Origin of the sequence: Alloscardovia venturai, from assembly GCF_042676605.1 — a bacterium.
GTDB classification, from domain to species: Bacteria; Actinomycetota; Actinomycetes; order Actinomycetales; family Bifidobacteriaceae; genus Alloscardovia; species Alloscardovia venturai.
This window is the reverse complement of sequence record NZ_JBHTHQ010000021.1, coordinates 215163-237082: the sequence shown is the minus strand read 5'-3', so window position 1 is coordinate 237082 and position 21920 is coordinate 215163. Positions and strand designations below refer to the sequence as shown.

The following is a 21920-nucleotide window of genomic DNA, read 5'->3' as shown; positions in this document are numbered from 1 at the left end:
GCTTTCTATGATTATTCTTGGCGTTGACCCCGGGCTTACGCGCTGCGGAGTCGGTGTTATAGAGGCCGGCCATTCACGCCGGCTTTCTTTTTTGCACGTTGACGTCGTTCGAACTGGTCCTGAAACGCCACAAGACGCACGACTACTCAAGATCTTTAATGGTTTGGGGGCGAAACTTGATGAATTTGCTCCCGATGTTGTATCAATCGAGCGTGTCTTTGCTCAAGAGAATCGTAATACCGTGTTAGGTACCGCTCAGGCAGCCGGTCTTGCTATGGTTGCCGCGGCTCAACGGGGTATACCTGTAGCATTGCACACACCAACTGAGGCAAAATTGGCTGTTACCGGAGATGGTAAAGCAAATAAATCTCAAGTTCAGAAAATGGTAACAAAAATCCTATCGCTGAATACTATCGTCAACCCACCTGATGCTGCTGATGCTTTGGCGCTTGCTATATGTCATGCTCTTCGGCCAGCTGGAGCAATCGAAGGTGGCGAAAGAGAGCAGCATCTAACACCAGCGCAGAAACAGTGGGCAGATGCTCAACGTCTCGCACGTCCCGGACGTGGTGTCCGTCGTGACATGTAACCTAAGATTATTCGAACAAATGTTCGACTTGCCCAAACGAAATATATAGGGGAAAGTAATGATTGCAAGCTTGCGCGGGACGGTAACTATAGTAGATACAGCTGCCATCATCATAGAGGCCGGTGGCATCGGATATAGCGTCCGCATGTCTAGTAAGGACATCAGTCAACTTCATGCTGGGCAGGACGTGTATATCTTGACTACTATGACCCTATCTCAAGATGCTATAGCATTATATGGCTTTCTCCATAAATCCACGCAAGATTTGTTCGGGCAACTTCAAAAAGTGAGCGGTATCGGACCGAAAGCTGCTCTCGCTATTTTATCAACGTTAACGCCAGATGAGCTTGCACATGCGATACGAGAAAATGACGTCACAGCCCTCACTAAAGCTCCAGGGGTAGGTAAAAAAGGCGCACAAAAAATTATCGTTGAACTTTCAGGGTCAGTCAATCTTGATTCATTAATCACTGAACCTGAGGCCACTCTGAAAAAAGCCGATACTTTATCCTCTGACGATGATTTCATCGATTCAGGTGCACACCAGGTTGTTGAGGGGCTAATGTCATTAGGCTGGCAGCATCGTGATGCCGTGGAAGCAGTCAAATCCTCCATAGAAGATATGGGGCTTAATGACGTCGACCAAACTCACATCCCACTCATACTCCGTCACGCTTTGACACGTTTGGATCGGGGGCGGTAATGGCAGAGCTTATAAATAACGCGAACGAAGAATCGTTACGCATGATTTCCGCTGAGTCGCAGTCCAATGAATACATCAGTGATGAGGAACTTCGCCCAGACACTTTAGAGACGTTTATAGGTCAGCCGCAGCTGAAAGCTCAGATGAAGCTCTTTCTTGATGCAGCCCAACTCAGAGGGGTACCGCCAGATCACATTCTTTTAGCTGGACCTCCAGGACTTGGGAAAACCACTCTTTCTATGATTGTGGCGCACGAATTAGGAGTACCAATTCGTGTAACTTCTGGTCCTGCCATTCAGCACGCCGGTGACTTAGCATCTATCGTTTCATCGCTCGAAGAGGGTGAAGTTCTCTTTATCGATGAAATACATCGCTTGCCAAGAGCTGCAGAAGAACTTCTTTATATTGCTATGGAAGATTTTCGCGTTGATGTTATGGTCGGAAAAGGACCAGGAGCATCATCCATTCCTCTTACTCTTCCACGATTCACAGTTATTGGAGCTACTACACGAGAGGGCATGCTTCCATCACCTCTTCGCGCGCGGTTTGGATTTACCGCACATCTTGACTATTATCCACACAGTGAGCTAAAGAAACTTATCCTTCGTTCCGCTGACGTTCTCGGCATAGCGGTAGAAGATGCTGCTGCACATGAGCTTGCGATTCGTTCACGTGGTACACCTCGTGTTGCGAACCGACTCCTTCGACGTGTGAGAGATTGGGGCGTTGTCCACTCTCTCGGCCACATCACTCCAGAAGCTGTATTTGACTGTCTTGAACTCTACCAGATTGACTCGGAAGGACTCGATCGTCTCGATATAGCCGTTCTCACTGCTATGTGTAAGCAGTTTGCAGGTGGGCCTGTCGGACTCAATAATCTCGCAGCCATGGTAGGTGAGGAGGCAGAAACCGTCGAAACTGTTAGTGAACCATATCTCGTTAGAGAAGGTTTCCTTGCGCGTACTCCGCGTGGTCGTGTCGCGACATCAAAAGCATGGAAACATCTTGGACTAGTACCTCCCAATGATGTCACATCAGTGTTCTAATCTTTAACAGTACTGTTCTACTATTTGCATCCTCAAGGAGTTCCCACTATGACTATGACTGTTATGCTCGTTGTCTTTCTTATCGCAATGATTGCCTTGATGTGGTGGCAAAGCAAACAGCAAAAGAAGACTCAGCAAAAAGTTTCTGACTTTCGCAATAACCTCAAGCGCGGCGACGAAGTAGCTACACATTCCGGTCTTTTGGGCATCGTTGAAGAAGTCGATTTGGATCGTGATTTTGTCATCATCAACTCGGAAGGTAGTCTCTCGAAGTGGCGTATACAGGCAATAACTGAACCTCCTATTGTCCCTGCATATGTCAGTGATGATGAAGTTGATGAGAATGGTAATCCACTTGAACAGATAAGTTCGGAAGATGAGGATAGCAAAAGTGAAGTAGTAGATTCTACAACTTCCGACTCTTCGACAAAAAATTAAGTTATAGCCATATTTGAGCACAACTTTTCCTTCACAGTGAGGCTAGATGAGATGACTTCCGATATTTCCTTGACACAACCTGGTCTTTTACAAACTGACGATGCACAGTACTTGTGTTCTCTTATTCGTACTATTCCAGGTTTCCCAGCGGAAGGCATTAATTTCCGCGATTTTATGCCAGTTTTTGCGGATCCACGCGGTCATGATTTACTTCTCCAAGCTCTCATCGCAGATTTGCCAGTGGACACTAATGATTTTGAATTTATTGCAGGATTGGAAGCCCGTGGTTTTCTTTTGGGGACAGCTCTTGCAGACAGACTGAACAAAGGATTCATTGCTGTCCGAAAAGCGGGAAAACTACCACCTCCTGTGGTTTCGCAGAGCTATGATTTAGAGTACGGCAGTGCCACAATGGAAATTGAAGAAGGTCTTGTCCCAGCTGGTTCACGTATTCTCGTTATCGATGATCTCATTGCAACAGGTGGAACAGCTTGGGCGGCGATGAAACTCTTCGAAAGTGTTGGGTGCTCAGTAGCTGGTTTCAGTTTTGTGATGGAGCTTCAAGGTCTTCACGGAGTTTCTCAGCTTGATAACAAGCCAACGTCTTCTCTTATGGTGATGCCTGCGTAGTAACCGAGAGTGTAGGGAGTTTCACATGGATCTTTATGAATACCAAGCGCGTGAACTACTAGATGAGAAGCAAATTCCAATTCCAGAGGGTGTTTTTGCATCTACCGCATCTGAAGCAGTAAACGCAGCAAAAATGGTTGGTTTTCCTTGTGTTCTCAAAGCTCAGGTGCGCATCGGGCATCGTGGACAAGCCGGCGGAGTAAAGATTGTTCATGATGAAGACGAAGCTCGTTACATGGCTGAACATATTCTTTCCATGACTATTCATGGACATAAAGTTCGAGGCCTTCTTGTTGTTCAGGCAGCGCAGATTCTTCATGAATATTACGTCTCAATTTCAGTCGACAGATCGTCACGCGACTATGATGTACTTGCTACAGCCGCTGGCGGTACCGAAGTTGAGGACATTGCCCGAGAACATCCTGAATTCGTTAAACGCCTTCACATTAAACCGTTAGATGATTTTGATTTTAATGCAGCTCGAGAGATGGCAAATCAGATAGGTTTTTACCATGCTGATGGTGATCAGGCAGCGCAAATTCTTCTCGACATGTGGCGCGTGTTCAGAGACAATGATGCCACTCTCGTCGAGATTAATCCACTCGCAAAAGTCGGTGACCCCGATGATGAGAAATCAAAAAAATTAGTCGCGCTCGATGCTAAAATTTCCCTTGATTCTAATGCGGCATTCCGTCATGACGGCTGGTCTCGTTTTGATACCAGTTTTGAAACAGATCCACTCGAAGAGCGAGCTGCTCAACATGATTTACACTATGTAAGGCTCGACGGAAATGTCGGAGTTATCGGTAATGGAGCCGGTCTCGTCATGAGCTCTATTGATGCAGTCGCTGACGCAGGAAGCGTATACGATACACCTCTCAAGCCTGCTAATTTTCTTGACATTGGCGGCGGTGCCTCTGCTGACGTAATGGCAGAGTCACTTAGCATTGTGCTCTCTGACCCTCATGTAGAGTCCGTCTTTATCAATGTGTATGGCGGCTTGACATCATGCAAGCTCGTCGCGCAGGGGACACTTGAAGCAGTCTCTCATCTCGAGAGTAATGGTGAAACTGTTAAGGATATCGTCGTCAGATTCGACGGTAACAAGGCTGCGGAAGGACTGTCGTTAATTCATGAGGCTCATCATCCACGTATACATGTTGCTCAAACTATGTCCCAAGCAGCAGCCGACGCTGTATCATTTGCAGCCCATCAGCTTGGCGCAGTACAGAAGTAGGTGAGGAAAATGACATTCATTGAGCCAAATGCTCCAGTTATCGTGCAGGGTATGACTGGACACCAAGGCATGACTCACACTGCTCGTATGCTCATGGCAGGAACAAACGTCGTCGCTGGTGTCAATCCTCGTAAAGGAGGACAGTCTCTCCAATTTGATTCCATTACAGGCATTCGAGATGTCTCAATTTATGCAACGTGTGCACAAGCTCGTGAAGCCACAGGAGCACAAGCATCTGTTATTTTTGTGCCTCCTCGTTTTGCAAAATCAGCGATTGTAGAAGCGATTGAAGCTGAAATCCCTCTTATTGTCGTTATCACTGAAGGAATTCCAGTCGCTGATTCAGCCTATTGCGTAGCACTTGCTCATCAGCGTGGCGTACGTTTAATTGGTCCAAATTGTCCAGGATTATCTACATACACGTCCGATGCAGATAAAGCGCGAGGTCTCTATGGCGTTAACTTAGGGATTATTCCTGACGGCATCGTGTCTTACGGACCACTGGGACTTGTATCGAAGTCTGGAACTCTCACTTATCAACTCATGGCTGAACTATCCGATTACGGATTTAAGACGGCAATCGGTGTAGGCGGCGATCCTATCGTGGGGACGACACAGCAAGAGGCACTTGAGCTCCTTAATGAGGACTCATCTATTAAAGCATGCGTTCTCATCGGAGAGATCGGTGGTAATGCTGAGCAAGAATTAGCACTCTGGGCAAAAGACCAAATGTCAAAGCCCGTTGTTGCCTACATTGCGGGATATACTGCGCCAGAAGGAAAACAAATGGGACATGCCGGTGCTATTGTTTCCGGTTCCAAGGGGACAGCTCAAGAGAAGAAAGATGCACTTGAGAGGTGTGGCATACGCGTTGGACGTACTCCAAGTGAGACGGCTCATATTATGCGTACAATTATGGAGAATATCTAAACGATGGCAGGGGCGCGCTCAGTATCTTCAGATGCTATCGCTACTTCGGATGCAACATCTTCATTGCGTTCCAAGCTACCTCAACAGTCGCAACATGTCGTTCGCAATGGAATACGCGCGATTGTAACTGCACTATGGGCTGCACTCATTTTTGCACTCACGCTTTTTCTTTTTTCTGCATTATTTCTTCTCGTTGCTGCGATGGAAGCAGGTACAGATTTAAGTAGTGTCACTACTACTTTTACTGGACTGCTCTTGCTTATGACTCAGGGGATAGGTATTCATACAGATACACTCACTGTGTCGATGACTCCGTTGGGATTAACCTTTGCAAGTATTGCTCTTCTTGCCTCTTTGATGAAAAACCGTCGAAATAGCAAATCTGGCAATCTCATTACAGTTATCTCGTGGGCTACGATTTGGACAATTGTTGCTATGCTTTTGCACAGCAATGTTACCGATAAATGGTGGATGATATTCCTTAAACCATGCGCTATTGGTAGCGTTTCATGGATGCTATCATGCACGCAAGATTCTGCAGAATATAAAGCTATTTCTCGTTTCATACGCGCTCATTCTTCCTCAACTCTTCAGCGCACCATATCTCTCGGTGTGCGTACTGCACAGCGTATTTTTTACTTTTTTGTGATTCTCAGTGTACTTACTGTATGCGTGTGGCTCATATTGGGCTTTAACTCTATGGGGAACGTTTTTTCTATGACTCGTATGGGTGTAGGTTCACGTATCACGACAACTATTCTTTCTCTTGCGTGGCTACCGAACATCATGATATGGGCGCTGTCATGGATATTAGGATCAGGTTTTACTATCGGTAGTCTCGGTACATTCACACTATGGTTAGGACAGTCTCACAATCTTCCCCCTATACCAATTTTCGGGATTTTTCCTTCGGCTGTTCCTTCTTATTCATGGCGACTCATTATTTTGGTGATACCAGTCGTTGTTATTTGTGCTCTTGGCCTGTATACCTTATTGGCACGTCGTGAGTTTAACCTGATAAGAGGTACGCTGTCTTTAACTTCCGTCGTCAATTTCATCTATCCTGTCGGCGCATTTATTATTTCTACTCTTATAACTATTGTCGTCGGAGGACTTCTCTTTATGGTGTCTCAGGGTTCTCTCGGTTCCAAGAATCTTAAACACATAGGGGTCGATACGATTCAATCCCTTAGTGTATTAGGACGCCCACTTCAATGGGGACTTTTTGCTGCATGGGTTTTAGTCTGCATCATTGCACTCATCAAATTCATTATTATCTCATGGCGAAGTCGGAATTTCTCCGCTGTTACAGAAGATACTGACACGTCTCATACTGACAATCAAGTTTTAGCTCAACCACACACCCCAGATTCGGAGGATATTCATGAGTGATTCCACATCGCGTCCCATTAAGCGCGCACTTGTATCGGTATTTCATAAGGAAGGACTCGAAGTCCTTGCTCAGGCGTTTGTAAAAGCTAATACTGAAGTTGTCTCTACAGGTTCTACAGCTAAATTCCTTGCAAATCTCGGCGTCAACGTCACTCCTGCTGAGGAAGTCACCGGCTTTCCAGAATGCCTCGAGGGACGTGTCAAAACTCTGCATCCACATATTCACGCAGGTATTCTTGCTGATATGACTAATCCTGACCATGCATCTCAGATTAAGCAACTCGGTATCAAGCCATTCGATGCTGTCGTTGTAAATCTCTATCCATTTGCTGACACGGTTCGCTCTGGCGCAAATGAGGCCGAGACAATCGAAAAAATTGATATCGGCGGTCCTACGATGGTGCGCGCTGCGGCAAAGAACGCAGCTACTGTCGCTATCATTACAGATCCTGATGATTACTCTATTCTGGCTGACCGCATTATAACTGGAGAGGGATTTACATTATCAGAACGTCGCTATCTTGCGGCTAAGGCCTTTGCTCACACAGCTGCATATGATGCAACGATTATCGAGTGGGCTTCCCAGCGATGGACGAAGCCACAGTCACTTGGTGGGAAAGATTCCTTTGACACTTATACCCGTGCGTGGGATAAAGCACAAACATTGCGTTACGGTGAGAATTCTCACCAGAACGCGACTTTGTATATCGACCCGCTGACGCATGACGATTTTGCTCACGCCGAACTACTCGGCGGTAAACCTATGAGCTATAACAATTATGTCGATGCCGATTCAGCATGGCGTAGCGTATGGGACTTCAAGAACGATATTGCAGTTGCTGTTGTCAAGCATTCAAATCCATGCGGTTTAGCAATTGGTACTACTGTAGCTGAGGCTCACAAGAAGGCACACGCATGTGATCCTATGAGTGCATATGGGGGTGTTATAGCTGCTAATACGACCGTTTCACTCGAAATGGCAGAAACTGTCAAACACATCTTTACTGAGGTCATTGTCGCTCCGGATTATGAGCCCGAAGCCCTTAAACTACTTCAGACAAAGAAGAATCTTCGCATTCTCAAAGTCCCTACTGCTCCTGTGACGCATGAACAAATTCGAGCCATTGATGGGGGACTACTCGTACAAGATATGGATGTCTTCCAATCGAGTGGTGACGACTCACACAATTGGACTCTCGTAGCAGGTGAAGCAGCAGATGAGGCTACTCTCAAAGATCTTGAATTTGCCTGGCGTGCAGTACGCTCCGTCAAGTCTAATGCAATCCTTATTGCGCATGATGGGGCAACGGTAGGCATAGGTATGGGTCAAGTAAACCGCGTAGACTCTTCCCACCTGGCGGTTGACCGTGCAAATACTTTGGCAGACGGCGCAAATCGCACTCGAGGCGCTGTAGCAGCTTCTGACGCTTTCTTCCCATTTGCTGATGGTATGAAGATTCTCACAGATGCAGGAGTCAAGGCTATCGTTCATCCAGGTGGATCTATTCGTGATGAGGAAGTCTTCGCCGCTGCTCAAGAAGCAGGAATTACTATGTATGTGACGGGAACGCGCCATTTCTTCCACTAGGAGTTCCGTCAAAGCAAAGTGAGAAAGTATGCCAGTTTCAGCACGATTTGCAGTCAGCAGCGTGATAGCCTGAGATTGCCAACGAATCTTGCTGAAACAGTTAAAGGAAACAGCAGATGAAACCGAATCATATAGAACCCGCGTGGCCTAGCATTACGTCACTTCTCGTTGTTGTTATTAGTGCGATAACGGCATGGTTCGGTTTCGTCAATATCGCTACCGGCATCATAGCTTTATTCTCCTTCATCATCGGTACGTGTCGAGTGGTTATGAAAGAGAAAGCTCCATGGAAAATACGTTCCATCAGTTTTGATGTATTTATCAGCTACGCTCTCACACTTGGTCTTATCATCACATATATCAGCATTATCATGCTGTAGGTATGTGAGTCATTTTATAGTCTTGCGAATATATGTGAATATAGAAGACCCTTCATAACAGCTTGCTATGAAGGGTCAATTTCTACGTTGGTAGGAGAATGAAAGAAACTACTTAGTCTTCTTTACTCTCCTTCATTGTGAGAGTATCAGCTGTACTTTCAGAAGTTTCAACGGTAATGAGAGGAAGTACTTCCTGCTCATCAGTATTACTATCTTCTGCTACATCAGCGGCGTTCATATCATAAGAGGCATCGGATGTCTCGTCCTCTTCGCCATTCATGTGAGCTTCCTGCTCCAAACGTAGAGCTGCCACGGCAGCCTCTGTCTCAGCACGATTCGCCTGAACGGAGTTACGAATGATAAAACCGAGCGCTACGACAGCTGCTGCGACAAACGGAGCTGCCCAGTACACCCACAACTGAGAGAGTGGATTAGTCGACATTTTTTCCATTGCGCCGATGATTGCAATGCCCGTTGAGCGCGCTGGATTAAAACCTGCACCATCAATGACGTAAGCAAGATTTCCTGCAAAACCATAAGCGATGGATACCGCAGCAACATGACCGCGTTTCAAAGTTCCATTGTCACGGGTCGTAGCAAAATACGCAGCAATGATAACGAGAGTCAAAGCAAGTTCGAGTACGAGCGAATTCTTAATTCCAAAACTTATTCCAGAGTTTGCTAGCAACGTGTGAGCAGGAGAATTTGTATCATACCCGTTGACCGTTACAGCAAGCCATGTATTCATTTTCATGTTCGTTGTTGTAGGAGTGAGCAAGTACCATACACCTGCTCCTGCCAAAGCTCCAAGGACCTGGGCAATGATATAAAGTATGCCGTCAATCCATTGAGTAGAACCAATAAGTACCCCCGCAAAAGTTATGGCAGGGTTAAAGTGAGCTCCTGACGCACGTCCAAAGATAAATGTGGCAACTGCATAGGCTGCAGCAGTGACTGCGCCGGCGAGCAAGAGAATAGATGTTGAATTAATAATCGCGCCCCACGAACTGATTGCATAAATAGCAAATGCAACAAGCATAGTTCCAGCAAACTCAGCACCAACGCGCACAGGAAGAAGAGGGCTTAAAGAGTGAGAAGGCTTAGGGGTTGAAGATGTGTATACAAGATTGTCTGTCATATTACCTCGCTTATAGAGAACACTGTTATCGTATCAAGGGCTCCACCTATAATGGATAGACAATCACTTATCAATGCATTATCAATGCACTAGGCCACGTTGGGAGAACGATGCCACACCCATATTCACGTGCGAAAAAAGCACATCAAGAATCCGAATCTGCTGTTCGCCTTCAAAAGGTCTTAGCTCAGGCAGGATTTGGTTCACGTCGCAAATGTGAAATCATGATTACCGACGGCAGAGTGGAAGTCGACGGAGAGCTCGTTACTGAACTCGGTACCCGTGTCGATCCAAAGAAGCAAGAAATTCGTGTTGATGGTTCGCGCATTCGGCTATCAAATAAGCACGTTACTCTAGCACTCAATAAGCCTAAAAAAGTGCTCTCGGCTATGGATGACAAAAAGGGTCGCTGGACATTACGCGATATCATCGGCGACGGCTATGAGCGTGTATTCCACATGGGACGTCTTGACTATGACTCTGAAGGTCTTATCCTCATGACCGACGATGGTGAATTATCTCAGCACGTCATGCATCCTCGCTATGAGATTCCTAAAACTTATATCGTCACAGTTGAGGGTCGTATCGGCGGTAATATAGCGCGTCGTCTCGTTAAGACTGGAGTCCAGCTTGATGACGGGTGGATTAAGCTCGACCAGTGCACAGTGCTCGACCAATCGCGTGATTTTTCGATGCTTCGTGTCGTTCTTCACTCTGGTCGCAACCGTATAGTACGTCGTATCTTCGGTTCTATCGGTTTCCCCGTAGTTCGTTTAGTCCGCACACAAATTGGTCCTATTAAGCTTGGCGAGGTTAAGCCGGGTTCATATCGCGTTCTTTCAAAAGCTGAAGTTGATTCTCTTGCTAAGGCGGTGGGATTGTAAATGATTACTGTTGCAATTGATGGCCCATCAGGAGTTGGAAAATCATCAACATCGCGTGCACTTGCGCAGCATTTTGGCTATGCTCATCTTGATACGGGCGCGATGTATCGTGCTGCAGCGTGGTGGTGTATGTCTCAAGGGGAGCCTCTTAATAAAGTTGATTCCTCCGCAGAGACACAAGAGCGGCTCACTGAACTCGTAGCGCGCTTCTTTACTGAAGATCACTTTAGGATTTCGCTTGATCCTCAGGCTCCTGGTGTATGGAGCGATGGGGAAGATCTTTCAGAAGCTATTCGTTCAACGAACGTAGCTTCTCACGTATCGGTTATTTCCTCTATTATTCCTATTCGACATTTACTCATCGCCGCACAACGCGCTTATATAGCGGGAGAACAAAATCCAAACAGTTTCTCAAACGGCGCTGGAATAGTCGTTGAGGGACGCGATATTACCACCGTTGTAGCGCCGGAAGCAGAAGTTCGTGTCCTTATGACTGCACGCGAAGAGGTTCGTCAGGCTCGTCGTGATAAGCAAAATGGGGCAGATATTAGCTCCGCACAAGCGCAGCATTCCTCCGCTCACGTCGTTACAGATGATGTAGCTGCTCGTGATGCTCGCGATGCGCAAGTGACCTCCTTCCAAGAAGCTGCCGAAGGCGTGACCACTGTCGACAATTCCGACATGACCTTTGAGCAGACCTTGCAAGTCCTTATTGATATGGTTGACGAAGCTATCGATGAGCAACTTTTCAATAATTATGCTGATCAGCTGAGTGATTACGAGCTTGAAGATGGCGATGAACTCTATCTCGACGATACGAATTTCAACGACAGGACTTCAGACGAAGATAGTGATAACACTGTCGGAGTACTCGCTATTGTTGGTCGGCCGAATGTTGGTAAATCAACGCTCGTTAACCGTATCCTTGGTCGTCGTGCAGCAATTGTTGAAGATACTCCAGGGGTTACTCGCGATCGAGTGTCTTATGAGGCCGAATGGGCAGGAACTCGTTTCCAGCTCGTCGATACAGGTGGGTGGGAAGCAGATGTTGAGGGCATCGACTCCGCTATAGCTTCTCAGGCACAAATAGCAGTACAACTTGCTGACGCAGTCATTTTAGTGGTTGACGGAGCAGTTGGACTTACTGCAAGCGACGAGCGCATTGTCTCTATGCTGCGCGCAACAGGGAAGCCTGTGACAGTTGCTGTCAATAAGCTTGACACGCAGATGCTCGAATACGAAGCTGCAGAGTTCTGGAGTCTTGGTCTAGGCGAACCATATCCAATTTCTGCCATGCATGGTCGCGGAGTGGGTGACTTACTTGATATTGCTCTTGAGAAGTTGACAAAAGCAGAGAAGACGTCAGGATTTTTAGCTCCATCTCATCTTCGCCGTGTAGCGCTTGTGGGCAAACCAAACGTCGGTAAATCTTCACTTCTCAACCAACTTTCGGGAGAAAATCGTGCAGTAGTGTCTGACATTGCAGGCACTACTCGCGATCCTGTCGATGAGGTTATTAACGTCGATGGACAAGAATGGTTGTTCATCGACACCGCAGGTATCAAACGTCGCCTTCATAAGCAATCTGGCGCTGACTATTACTCGAGCTTACGCACGCAAGCTGCATTAGAGCGTTCTGAGCTTGCCCTAGTTCTCTTTGACGTTTCGGTGCCCATTTCAGATCAAGACTTACGTGTGATGAGTCAGGCGGTAGATGCTGGGCGAGCGATAGTACTTGTCTTTAACAAATGGGATCTTCTCGATGAGTTTGGACGACAGCGCATCGAACGTCTATGGCAAACAGAGTTTAACCGTGTGACCTGGGCCCAGCGTGTCAACTTATCCGCAAAGACAGGATGGCATACTAATCGCTTGAAAGAGGCAATGGAGACTGCTCTAGAAAATTGGGATAAACGAATTTCTACTGGAAAGCTCAATTCTTTCCTTGGACAGCTTCAGGCAGCACATCCACACCCTCTGCGTGGCGGAAAACAGCCAAGAATTCTCTTTGCTACACAGGCTTCGAGTAGACCTCCACGTTTTGTAATTTTCACGACAGGTTTTATCGATCATACGTATCGTCGTTTTATTGAACGATCGTTGCGCGACGAGTTTGGATTCGAGGGGACTCCAATTCAGATATCTATCAACGTTCGCGAAAAGAAAAAACGCAAGTAATCTTTATACTTATCGCAGCATTATTGCAACAGATATCTGTTATGAACTTGTGGGGTGCACACTTGTGCACCCCACATGCATATCATCATATTTCACGATTCGCACAAAAATGTCGTGACGACGTGCATGAAAATGAAAAATACACTATACTAGTGAAGGTTATTGAGTATTAAATGTAACGCGAGGACTGATGGCTGAAGGATCTTCTCACGGTAGGCGACGTTTTTCTGATAAATGGGGCAAGCACGAACTTGACGTACTCGCAGTACTGTCATCTGCTTTCCCACAATGGTTGACCTCTCGTCAAATAGCGCAACGTGTTAAAGCGTATGCAGACTCATATGGTGAGTTGGCAGATCAGGCAGCAAAGGCTGCATTCGCAAAGCAATTCCAACGAGATCGTGCAAAGTTGACGGCGATGGGTATCGCCATCGAGTCACGTCAGCCGGAATATTCGTCAAAGTCTGAAGGTCAGGACTTTGCTTCGTATCGACTACAGCTTGGTGACGAGCCGCGTACGCGTATGCATTTTGAGCCCGAGGAATTGCCAATTTTGGCAGCGGCAAACTATCTAGCACGGTCAATGGCAATGAGTGCAAAGCCAGCTGATAAAAAAGTTGATGATAAACATTCACATAAGGCGTCACGTACTCAGCCTCACGTAGCACAAGCGCCAACGCCAGGTCTTGGTCTCGACTCTATTGCTCCAGGTCTGGGAACTCAGACGATTCCCGATGACTTGGTGCGTGTCGTCGATTCTCGTCGTTTCACTGCGACTGTGCAGGTCGATGGGGAAAATATCAACGTTGCATACACGGACTCGGATGATCTTGCTAGTTACGTGCTTGAACATCCTGGTGCGACGATTGTGAATCCTCAGGAAGCTGTAGATGCCTTCGTTCGTCGTTTGAATGCAGCAACCGCTTTTAAAGAAGCAGATGTCAAATCAGCGAAAAAGGCAAAGCTGGTTTCTGCTGCTGATATCAAGAAAGAACTTGAAGCTCAGGCTGCCGATGAAGATATAGATTCTAAGAATGAACGTAAGTCTTCGTTCCAGACGGGTTCAGAAGTTGATCGTCGCCTGCGGCTCATGCTCTTCCTATCCGCTCATCTCGGTGAAGAGTACACTTTGAGTGAGCTTGCTGAACGCTTTATAGCAATTCCAAAGACTCCTGAGGAAGAGAAGAAAAACGTAGCTGTTATTCGTAAAGATATCGGTACGCTTACGACTGTCTCTGACGACGGAGAGCTCGCTGGTTCTCAATTCTTTGATATTGACTGGTCTTTGCTCGAGGCAGAGGGTATCGTGTCCGCAACTAATTCTCTTGGTTTGGAACGCCTTGCCGGTGTCTCACCACAATATATGAGTTTGCTTGCAGCATCCGTAAGCTACCTTGCGCATTCTCCACTGATGAGTCAGGCTTATCGCGATAGCGCTGACAATCTTTATGAACGTTTGCGTGAGCATAATGTTGCGGGAGATACTCCATGGCTGAGCTTAACTGGCTACGAGCTTGAACCTGCATGCTACGACGCTGTCAATGATGCGATTCAAAGTGGTAGCTTACTTGATATGGACTACACTGACGGCGCTGGCCGTACTCGTCATAAGCTCGTAGCACCTGCGCAAATTTACGTTGATGAAGGTGTGTACTACGCTGCTGTATGGACGGGAGTGACCGAAGCTGATCGCAAGACGCCAAGCGACCGAGCGTATGATGCTGATTTACCTCGCCACACGCCAATTCACAATGAGCAATCCGCTCAGTGGCAGACATTACGCTTATCTCGTATAGGACGTGTCGAAGTCGTTGAGCCAAAGCATAAAATTGATATTCCTGATGTACCGCTTGCTGAATTGCGTGAATGGAATTTTGAGAATGGGACTCCGACTGTTTTCATCACAGATGAGAAGAATCTTCCATTCGTTCTCAGTCTTCCAGACGCTCTCGTTGAAGATTATAAGGACGGACAAAGGGTCCACTTGACGGTATCGTCTGATTCATGGTTCGTTGCCTTTTGCATTGCACATGCTCGTCATATCCAAGCTGTTGGCCCGGCTACGTTACACTCGATGTGTGTAGCGCGAGCAGAGCATGAATTAAGTGTAAATACGTCACAAGAGTCGGAGCATTGATGGTTCCTGCGTGGGTTTGGGCTCTTCTGTGGATTTTCTTTTTTGTGTGTCTCGGTTATGGCGTTTACTTCGTTATTCGTCATGGCTTGTCTGCGGGAAGAAAAGTAGGGAAGACAGGATCCGTGATTTCAGAGCGGGTTACTCGTTTAAGCGATACCAATTTACCTGAAACTCCTGAAGATTCAGTACCATTTTTCATTCGACCGCTCTGGGAAGTATCAGACCGTTACACAACAGTGCGCACGGAGATTGAAGAGCGCAAGACTCAACGCAAACACAAGAGAGCCCTCATACGTCAACGTTGGGATTCTTATACTCTCACAGATTTAGAAACACTGGAGAATTCTTTGGAGACTTCCGCTAGCATAAGCGATTCGCGTGCTCAAGATGTTCAATAATACATAGAGACAACTGCTATAAACTCAAGAAACTTTTTGATGTCAGAAAAAATTCTCACCCCGGCACAGCGCTATGCTGCATTTAAAAATCGCCAACGTCAAGCGAAAAGTATTACTGGACTCTTCGCTCAAACATTACCTTTCGACCTTGATGATTTCCAAATCGAGGCATGCGAAGCACTCGATAATGGTCATAATGTCCTTGTAGCGGCACCCACTGGAGCAGGTAAGACAGTTATTGCAGATTTTGCCATTTATCTTGCTCAACATAAAAATGTTAAAGCGTTCTATACGACGCCTATTAAAGCTTTAAGCAATCAGAAATACCATGAACTCGTGGAGGTTTATGGTGCAGATAGGGTAGGACTCCTGACCGGCGATATGTCGATTAATTCTGAAGCAGATATCGTCGTTATGACTACTGAAGTCTTGCGTAATATGCTTTATGCAAGTTCAACAACTCTTGACTCTCTACGCTACGTTATTCTCGATGAAGTGCATTATCTTGCTGATCGTACGCGCGGGCAAGTCTGGGAAGAAGTTATAATTCATTTACCGTTATCTGTAAAAATAATTGGACTTTCAGCGACTGTCTCTAATGTGGAAGACTTCACTGCATGGATGCGCTCCGTGCGCGGGGACACGACACTCGTAATGTCAGAAAAGCGTCCAATCCCATTACTCCAGCATGTACTTCTTCAGGAAGACCCTCATCACGAACCTCGTATATTCGACTTATACCAAAATGAGGATTCTGACACGATTAATCATTCACTCGTCACAGCCTTAGACAACCTCGACCAAGCAGCACGCAGACAGTTGAAAGCTTCGTCTCAAAAATCCTTGGGACGCAAAAGTAAACGACACGCTTTGCAACAGCGTCCACATACAGGTCCGATACGTCATTACACACCGAAAAGGTGGGCAGTCATTGATGAACTTGACTTTCTCGATATGCTTCCTGGAATTTATTTTATTTTTTCCCGAGCGGGGTGCGATAAGGCAGTGTCGCAATGCTTGCAGGCGGGTCTTGAGCTTACCACTGAGGATGAAGTTCGTCAGATTCGTTCCATAGTCAATGACATGATTGATGGACAATTAACTCGTGATGAGATGAAGGCGCTTCATTTCGCACAGTTTGTCTCAGCTCTAGAGCTTGGATTCGCTGCTCATCATGCAGGTATGATTACGCTCTTTCGACATATTGTCGAGGCGCTCTTCGAGCGTGGACTCGTTAAGGTCGTCTTCGCTACTGAAACGCTTGCGCTTGGTATCAATATGCCTGCACGTAGTGTCATCGTTGAAAAACTCGAAAAATACAATGGCACTGGTCATGTCGCGCTGACGCCTGGCGAGTTCACACAACTCACCGGACGCGCAGGTCGTCGAGGTATTGACTCAATTGGACATGCTGTCGTCGTAGATCATCATGGATTTGCGCCAGCTTCTGCTGCTCGTCTCGCTTCAAAACGTGTGTACCCATTGCATTCGAGTTTTACTCCAACATTTAATATGGCAGTAAACCTTCTTCATACACACACACTCAATCAATCACGCCGCACGCTTGACATGTCTTTCGCACAGTGGGAAGCGCAAGAGTCGGCAGCGAGCCTCACAGACATGATAGAGGATACTCGTAGGGTAGTAGCACAATATGAGGATGCGATGCTCTGTGATCGCGGTAATTTTACAGACTTCATGCGTATTCGGATGAGTATTTCAGACCTTGAGAAAAAAGATCGTAGAGTTTTAAAAGCAACAAGCTTCTCCTCAGCCAAAGCACGCAAAAAAGCATTTGCCGCCCTAGATAAAAAGATTTCTGTACTACGCAGTCGTGAGCAAAGCCATCCATGCCGATTATGTGCAGATTTTGATACTCATATACGATGGGGACACCGATGGGCTCGACAGCAGCGTGAACTTGAACGACTCGAGAATCGTTTAGCATCACGAACGCAATCTGTATCACGTCACTTTGATCGTATCTGTACGGTGCTTCAGCAGCTTGATTATCTCGTACCCACTCCAGACGGTAATCTTTCTCTCACACCTCGAGGCGAACTTCTCCGTCAGATTTATAGCGAAAACGATCTTATCCTTGCGCAGTGCATCAGCGCCGGCATTTTCGACAGCATGACCGCTGAAGAGTGCGCTAGCCTCGTTACCGCATTTGTCTATGAATCGCGTTACGGATCGTCAAGCGAACCAGCACATTACCCAGGGGGAGCTCATGGTGCGATAGCAAGCTATGTTGCACGTATCAAGCATGTCGATCATAAGACACGTTTCATCTGCGATTCCTTTGATTTAGAGCCTTTTAAACCACTTGATTATGGTCTTGTAGAGGTTATGTTTAACTGGGTGACAGATAAACCTCTGACTGAGGTCTTACGCTCACGTGACCTTACTGCGGGCGACTTTGTTCGAACCTGTAAACGTACGAGCGACGTACTTAACCAGCTTGCAGACATAGGTAAGAACACAAATAATGAATGTCTACGCATTGTCGCACACAAAGCATATAACCTCGTTAATCACGGAATCGTTGCTCTTAATCCACTGGATTAAATGATATATACTCCTTATCCGTCTTATGAGTTTAGTACGGTTAAGGTAAAGAAAATACAAGGAGAATGACATGGCAGAACGCTCACTTCGCGGTATGAGTATCGGTGCGAAGTCACTTGAGTCAGACAGTAATGTTGAATTTGCTGCACGTACTGAGTTTACTTATATTTGTCCACGAGGACATAAGACGATTTTGCCTTTATCGTCTGAAGCTGAACCACCAGCCGAGTGGGAATGCCGTTGCGGCCAAACTGCAAAGCTTGAAAACGCTGAAGACGAAGAGGCTGATGAGATTACAAAGCCAACCCGCACGCACTGGGATATGCTTTTAGAACGTCGTACAGAAGAAGAGCTGAAAGATTTGCTAGAAAAACGTCTCCAGATGAAGCGTGAAGGGTGGTTCCCAGACTATGAGTAATCGGAAAATTGTTTTGCTGGATTTGGACGGCACATGTGTAAAGTCTGCTGAAGGTATTTTGGCATCGGTTAGGCTAACGTACACGCACTTTAACAAAGAAATGCCAGATGACCGTGAGTTGCAAACTTTCATTGGCCCAGCTTTGGTTGATTCTTTCATGTCGCATGGTTTCACCGAAGATAATGCGCAGGATGCTGTTAATTTCTTCCGCGAATCCTATACAAAGCCATTCTTTGACGACCCACAGGCACCAGGACAGAAAATTCCGGGATTATACCTTAGCCGCATGTATTTCGGGCTTCTCGGGCAGCTTCAGAAGCTACGCGAGGCTGGATATGTTCTTGCTGTAGCGACGTCAAAACCACAGAATGAGGCAAATCGCTTGTGCGAGCATATTGGACTTGAATATCTTGTCACAGGCATATATGGCGCATCTGGTGGCTTAGATACTAGCCGTTTGCATAAAGATCAAGTTATTGCGTTTGCTTTTGAAAAACTTCGCTATAACGAAGAAGCTGGCGACCGAGCAGTTATGGTTGGCGACCGTTGGACAGATATCGACGGTGCACATGCGAATAATATTCCTGCAATCGGCGCAGGTTGGGGCTATGCGGCTGATGGCGAGTTCGAAGAACATAATGCCGACGCCGTTGCGGAAGGTGTGGAAGATTTGCTTGATACAGTAAATTCCATATTTAGCCGATAATGTACGTTATGTCAGATTTGGATAATAGTTTGTTAGTTGCCCAACCCTAAAGTACTTCGTCACACTTTCTTCTGACATATTAAAAGTTGTGTCCTCGTATACAATACGTACGAGGACACAACTTTATTTTTTAAATATTCTAGATAACCTGTGCTTGATACAGTGCTTGTTGCTGCAACTCAATCTTTCGTTGCATACGTCGTTGCGCGAGCTCATCAATTGTGCTCATGGTCATAGATGCTTTTCGTGGCGTTGATTCATGAGCTTGCATAGTATCCTGAGCAGCCAACGCATCAGAAATTTCGTGCCACAACACTCCAACAGACACACCAAACACAGCATGCCCATTTTTTATGAGATTCATCATCTCAAAGTCTGATGTACATTCAAAAATATTAATACCGTCAGACATAATGATAGCGTTTTCAAGATCTCGAACGGAGCGTTTCTCAAGATAGCCTAAAGCAACTGTCACATTATTGAGATTGACTCCCGTGTCCAAAAGCTTTTTTGCGACAGCCAAAATCACTATATCCTTAAAAGAGTAAAGTCGGCGTGACCCTGATCCCGATGAAGGTGTAATGCTCGGCTCGACGATATGCTTTCGCGCCCAGTAGTCGAGCTGACGATAGGTAATACCAGCGACTTTCGATGCGATGACTCCCCTATAGCCAATCTCTGTAGCATCATTTTCTACAGTAAAGAGCTCACCTTGTACAGCGCTATGTGCACTTAAATCAGTACGATCTTCCAGCTTCACATGAAGGCTTAGCTGTGGTCTCACCAATTCATCAGTCATCGTCATCCCTATACTCTCTCAATTATCCACATGCAATTGTACGCACATAAATGTGACGATTATGTCGATATGGATTATTGATCGTATTATATTCTCATGCGATTGCTGAATGGGTAAAGAATACGAAGCGGAAACGCCCAATCATAATTTCATCACCATTCTTGAGAGCTTCATCATCAACACGTTTACGATTGACGTATGTGCCATTGAGACTGCCCACATCATGAATGGAAAATTGTCCATTCTCTCGTTTGAATACAGTATGTTCCCGCGAGACTGTATTATCATCAAGCAAGATATCGCTACTTGCATCGCGTCCCGCGGTAGTGACATCGGCATCGAGAAGATAACGAGCACCGTGTGCACCTCGTGTGGCTATAAGTAGTGCAGAATTATCATTCAATGCTGCTATTGTCGCCATATCTTCTTGGGTTAGAGGGCGCTCCCCTGTCGCTGTGACAGGTACAGTCACAGCTGGCATACCAATAACTGTTGTTTCACCTGCTGTTGGGATTGAAATTTCCATACCTTTATTCTACCGTTTTCGCGTACTTATATTCGAATGTATTTGCTAAAGCTGAAATAGTCACTTTATCTTTTTGAGCTACTTTTACGACGGCGTCATAATTAACTCGCAGTGTAGAACCTACTCCACCACTTATCTCTATAGCATCTTGCAAATTGGACTTATCGCCAATTGCTTTGATGACATAAGGTGACGTTAAATATTTGCCGTCACTCATCAGCCCGCTCGAAGTATTTATCACATATGTCGATGTTACAACCCGAACATCACCGATTTGAATAACTTCGGCACCCGCATTGCGTAACTCTTCAATAACAGTGAAGAGAGCAGCTGCCGTCACTTTCTGAGAGCCTTGTGTGATAGTAATTTCGACTCCTGGACCAGTAGCAGCAACCTTGCCACTCAAGATGTCATTTGCGTCTTGATTCAACTTCGCGACACGCTCAATCTCCTGCTGTTTATTTGCTGCAGACTGAATTGACGCCAGCTGACTATCCAGCTGTGTCTTTTGAGACTCTAAACGAGATACTTGATTATTCGTCTCATCCAGAAGAGAGACCAATTCCGATTCACTCAGCGAAGTATATGATGTATCAGTTATACGTTGTTGGGCCACAAAACCGAAACCGAGAGCAGCTCCGAGAAAGAGCAAAATCACAAATGCGACAATACTTCGAGTATGACGGCTATGCCGTATCTCTCGTATAAACTCCGACCATGTCGAAATTGTCTGCGTCGTCGTCCGACGTATCCCAGCATTGGTCTTTATCTGCGGGAAGACGCCAGTCTGCGTGTCATCAGCAAGCTTTTCAGTATCCGTTTGTCGAATCTGTTTATCAAAATTCGGCGTATCTTCGCTATGCAGAAGTTTTGAATTGACTTTAACCATCCTCGACCTCTATCACGAGCTAAAAATAAAACGCCGTATAGCAGACACATTAGAAAAGATACGTATGCCAAGGACCACAATGACAGCGGTCGTAAGCTGGCTACTCACTCCAAGAAGAGTACCAATATACACTAATAACGTTGCAGTAATGACGTTGGACAAGAAGGATATGATAAATACACGATCGGAAAAGTTACGTTCAAAAAATGACCGTGCTGCACCAAGTAATGCATCTAATGCAGCAACAACCATAATTGGCAAATATGGTTGAAGCCACACAGGTATGTCTGTATGCACAAAAATACCGACGACCACTCCGACTATGATGCCAAGAACTGCTGCCATA

Annotated in this window: 22 protein-coding genes; 17 read left to right on the top strand and 5 right to left on the bottom strand. The window is 46.1% G+C overall.

The window, feature by feature from the left end; genetic code table 11:
* The first annotated feature begins 7 nt into the window (after positions 1-7).
* From ruvC to ACFQY8_RS04365, 10 genes are all read left to right on the top strand, one after another.
* Positions 8-589, top strand: coding sequence for a crossover junction endodeoxyribonuclease RuvC (ruvC, locus tag ACFQY8_RS04410; protein WP_377938690.1), 582 nt, complete (start codon positions 8-10; stop codon positions 587-589).
* A gap of 58 nt (positions 590-647) precedes the next feature.
* Positions 648-1292, top strand: coding sequence for a Holliday junction branch migration protein RuvA (gene ruvA, locus ACFQY8_RS04405; RefSeq protein WP_377938689.1), 645 nt, complete (start codon positions 648-650; stop codon positions 1290-1292).
* Entirely contained in the window at positions 1292-2338 is a 1047-nt protein-coding gene (ruvB, locus tag ACFQY8_RS04400) for a Holliday junction branch migration DNA helicase RuvB (RefSeq protein WP_377938688.1), read from the top strand. The genes ruvA and ruvB overlap by 1 nt, the downstream gene beginning before the upstream one ends.
* Before the next feature lie 48 nt (positions 2339-2386).
* The gene (gene yajC, locus ACFQY8_RS04395; RefSeq protein ID WP_377938687.1) at positions 2387-2776 is read left to right on the top strand and encodes a preprotein translocase subunit YajC; all 390 of its coding nucleotides are present in this window, start codon (positions 2387-2389) and stop codon (positions 2774-2776) included.
* 51 nt (positions 2777-2827) lie between these two features.
* On the top strand, positions 2828-3406 hold the full coding sequence (locus ACFQY8_RS04390; protein WP_377938686.1) for an adenine phosphoribosyltransferase: 579 nt from the start codon (positions 2828-2830) through the stop codon (positions 3404-3406).
* A 25-nt stretch (positions 3407-3431) separates the two neighbouring features.
* On the top strand, positions 3432-4643 hold the full coding sequence (sucC, locus tag ACFQY8_RS04385) for an ADP-forming succinate--CoA ligase subunit beta (protein ID WP_377938685.1): 1212 nt from the start codon (positions 3432-3434) through the stop codon (positions 4641-4643).
* A 9-nt stretch (positions 4644-4652) separates the two neighbouring features.
* The gene (gene sucD / locus ACFQY8_RS04380; RefSeq protein WP_377938684.1) at positions 4653-5573 is read left to right on the top strand and encodes a succinate--CoA ligase subunit alpha; all 921 of its coding nucleotides are present in this window, start codon (positions 4653-4655) and stop codon (positions 5571-5573) included.
* 3 nt (positions 5574-5576) lie between these two features.
* Positions 5577-6965, top strand: coding sequence for a cell division protein PerM (locus ACFQY8_RS04375; RefSeq protein ID WP_377938683.1), 1389 nt, complete (start codon positions 5577-5579; stop codon positions 6963-6965).
* On the top strand, positions 6958-8553 hold the full coding sequence (gene purH / locus ACFQY8_RS04370; RefSeq protein WP_377938682.1) for a bifunctional phosphoribosylaminoimidazolecarboxamide formyltransferase/IMP cyclohydrolase: 1596 nt from the start codon (positions 6958-6960) through the stop codon (positions 8551-8553). The genes ACFQY8_RS04375 and purH overlap by 8 nt, the downstream gene beginning before the upstream one ends.
* Before the next feature lie 116 nt (positions 8554-8669).
* On the top strand, positions 8670-8933 hold the full coding sequence (locus ACFQY8_RS04365; RefSeq protein ID WP_377938681.1) for a DUF3017 domain-containing protein: 264 nt from the start codon (positions 8670-8672) through the stop codon (positions 8931-8933).
* A gap of 112 nt (positions 8934-9045) precedes the next feature.
* Here the strand turns inward: ACFQY8_RS04365 and ACFQY8_RS04360 are convergent, their stop codons facing one another.
* Positions 9046-10071, bottom strand: a complete 1026-nt coding sequence (locus ACFQY8_RS04360) for an MIP/aquaporin family protein (RefSeq protein ID WP_377938680.1) — start codon at positions 10069-10071, stop codon at positions 9046-9048.
* 110 nt (positions 10072-10181) lie between these two features.
* Here ACFQY8_RS04360 and ACFQY8_RS04355 point away from each other — a divergent pair, with 110 nt between their 5' ends.
* From ACFQY8_RS04355 to ACFQY8_RS04325, 7 genes are all read left to right on the top strand, one after another.
* Positions 10182-10955, top strand: a complete 774-nt coding sequence (locus ACFQY8_RS04355) for a pseudouridine synthase (RefSeq protein ID WP_377938679.1) — start codon at positions 10182-10184, stop codon at positions 10953-10955.
* Entirely contained in the window at positions 10956-13133 is a 2178-nt protein-coding gene (der, locus tag ACFQY8_RS04350; protein WP_377938678.1) for a bifunctional cytidylate kinase/GTPase Der, read from the top strand. It abuts the gene before it with no gap.
* Positions 13134-13323: 190 nt separating this feature from the next.
* Positions 13324-15270: a helix-turn-helix transcriptional regulator gene (locus ACFQY8_RS04345; protein WP_377938677.1), complete on the top strand. Its 1947-nt coding sequence runs from the start codon at positions 13324-13326 to the stop codon at positions 15268-15270.
* The gene (locus ACFQY8_RS04340; protein ID WP_377938676.1) at positions 15267-15668 is read left to right on the top strand and encodes a hypothetical protein; all 402 of its coding nucleotides are present in this window, start codon (positions 15267-15269) and stop codon (positions 15666-15668) included. Before ACFQY8_RS04345 ends, ACFQY8_RS04340 begins: the two co-directional genes overlap by 4 nt.
* A gap of 39 nt (positions 15669-15707) precedes the next feature.
* Complete coding sequence (locus ACFQY8_RS04335) at positions 15708-18236, top strand: DEAD/DEAH box helicase (RefSeq protein WP_377938675.1); 2529 nt, start codon at positions 15708-15710, stop codon at positions 18234-18236.
* Between the two features lie 70 nt (positions 18237-18306).
* On the top strand, positions 18307-18654 hold the full coding sequence (locus ACFQY8_RS04330) for an RNA polymerase-binding protein RbpA (RefSeq protein ID WP_377938674.1): 348 nt from the start codon (positions 18307-18309) through the stop codon (positions 18652-18654).
* Positions 18647-19360, top strand: a complete 714-nt coding sequence (locus tag ACFQY8_RS04325; RefSeq protein ID WP_377938673.1) for an HAD hydrolase-like protein — start codon at positions 18647-18649, stop codon at positions 19358-19360. The genes ACFQY8_RS04330 and ACFQY8_RS04325 overlap by 8 nt, the downstream gene beginning before the upstream one ends.
* Positions 19361-19499: 139 nt before the next feature.
* Here the strand turns inward: ACFQY8_RS04325 and ACFQY8_RS04320 are convergent, their stop codons facing one another.
* The 4 genes from ACFQY8_RS04320 to ACFQY8_RS04305 all read right to left on the bottom strand — a co-directional run bounded on the left by ACFQY8_RS04320 (position 19500) and on the right by ACFQY8_RS04305 (position 21919).
* A complete protein-coding gene (locus ACFQY8_RS04320) occupies positions 19500-20159 on the bottom strand; it encodes a MerR family transcriptional regulator (RefSeq protein WP_377938672.1) in 660 nt (219 codons plus the stop codon).
* 94 nt (positions 20160-20253) lie between these two features.
* Entirely contained in the window at positions 20254-20685 is a 432-nt protein-coding gene (locus ACFQY8_RS04315; protein ID WP_377938671.1) for an FHA domain-containing protein, read from the bottom strand.
* 4 nt (positions 20686-20689) lie between these two features.
* Positions 20690-21574 (bottom strand): DUF881 domain-containing protein, encoded by an 885-nt coding sequence (locus tag ACFQY8_RS04310; RefSeq protein ID WP_377938670.1) that lies wholly within the window; start codon positions 21572-21574, stop codon positions 20690-20692.
* A 12-nt stretch (positions 21575-21586) separates the two neighbouring features.
* Positions 21587-21919, bottom strand: coding sequence for a small basic family protein (locus ACFQY8_RS04305; protein WP_377938669.1), 333 nt, complete (start codon positions 21917-21919; stop codon positions 21587-21589).
* Position 21920: the final 1 nt, after the last annotated feature.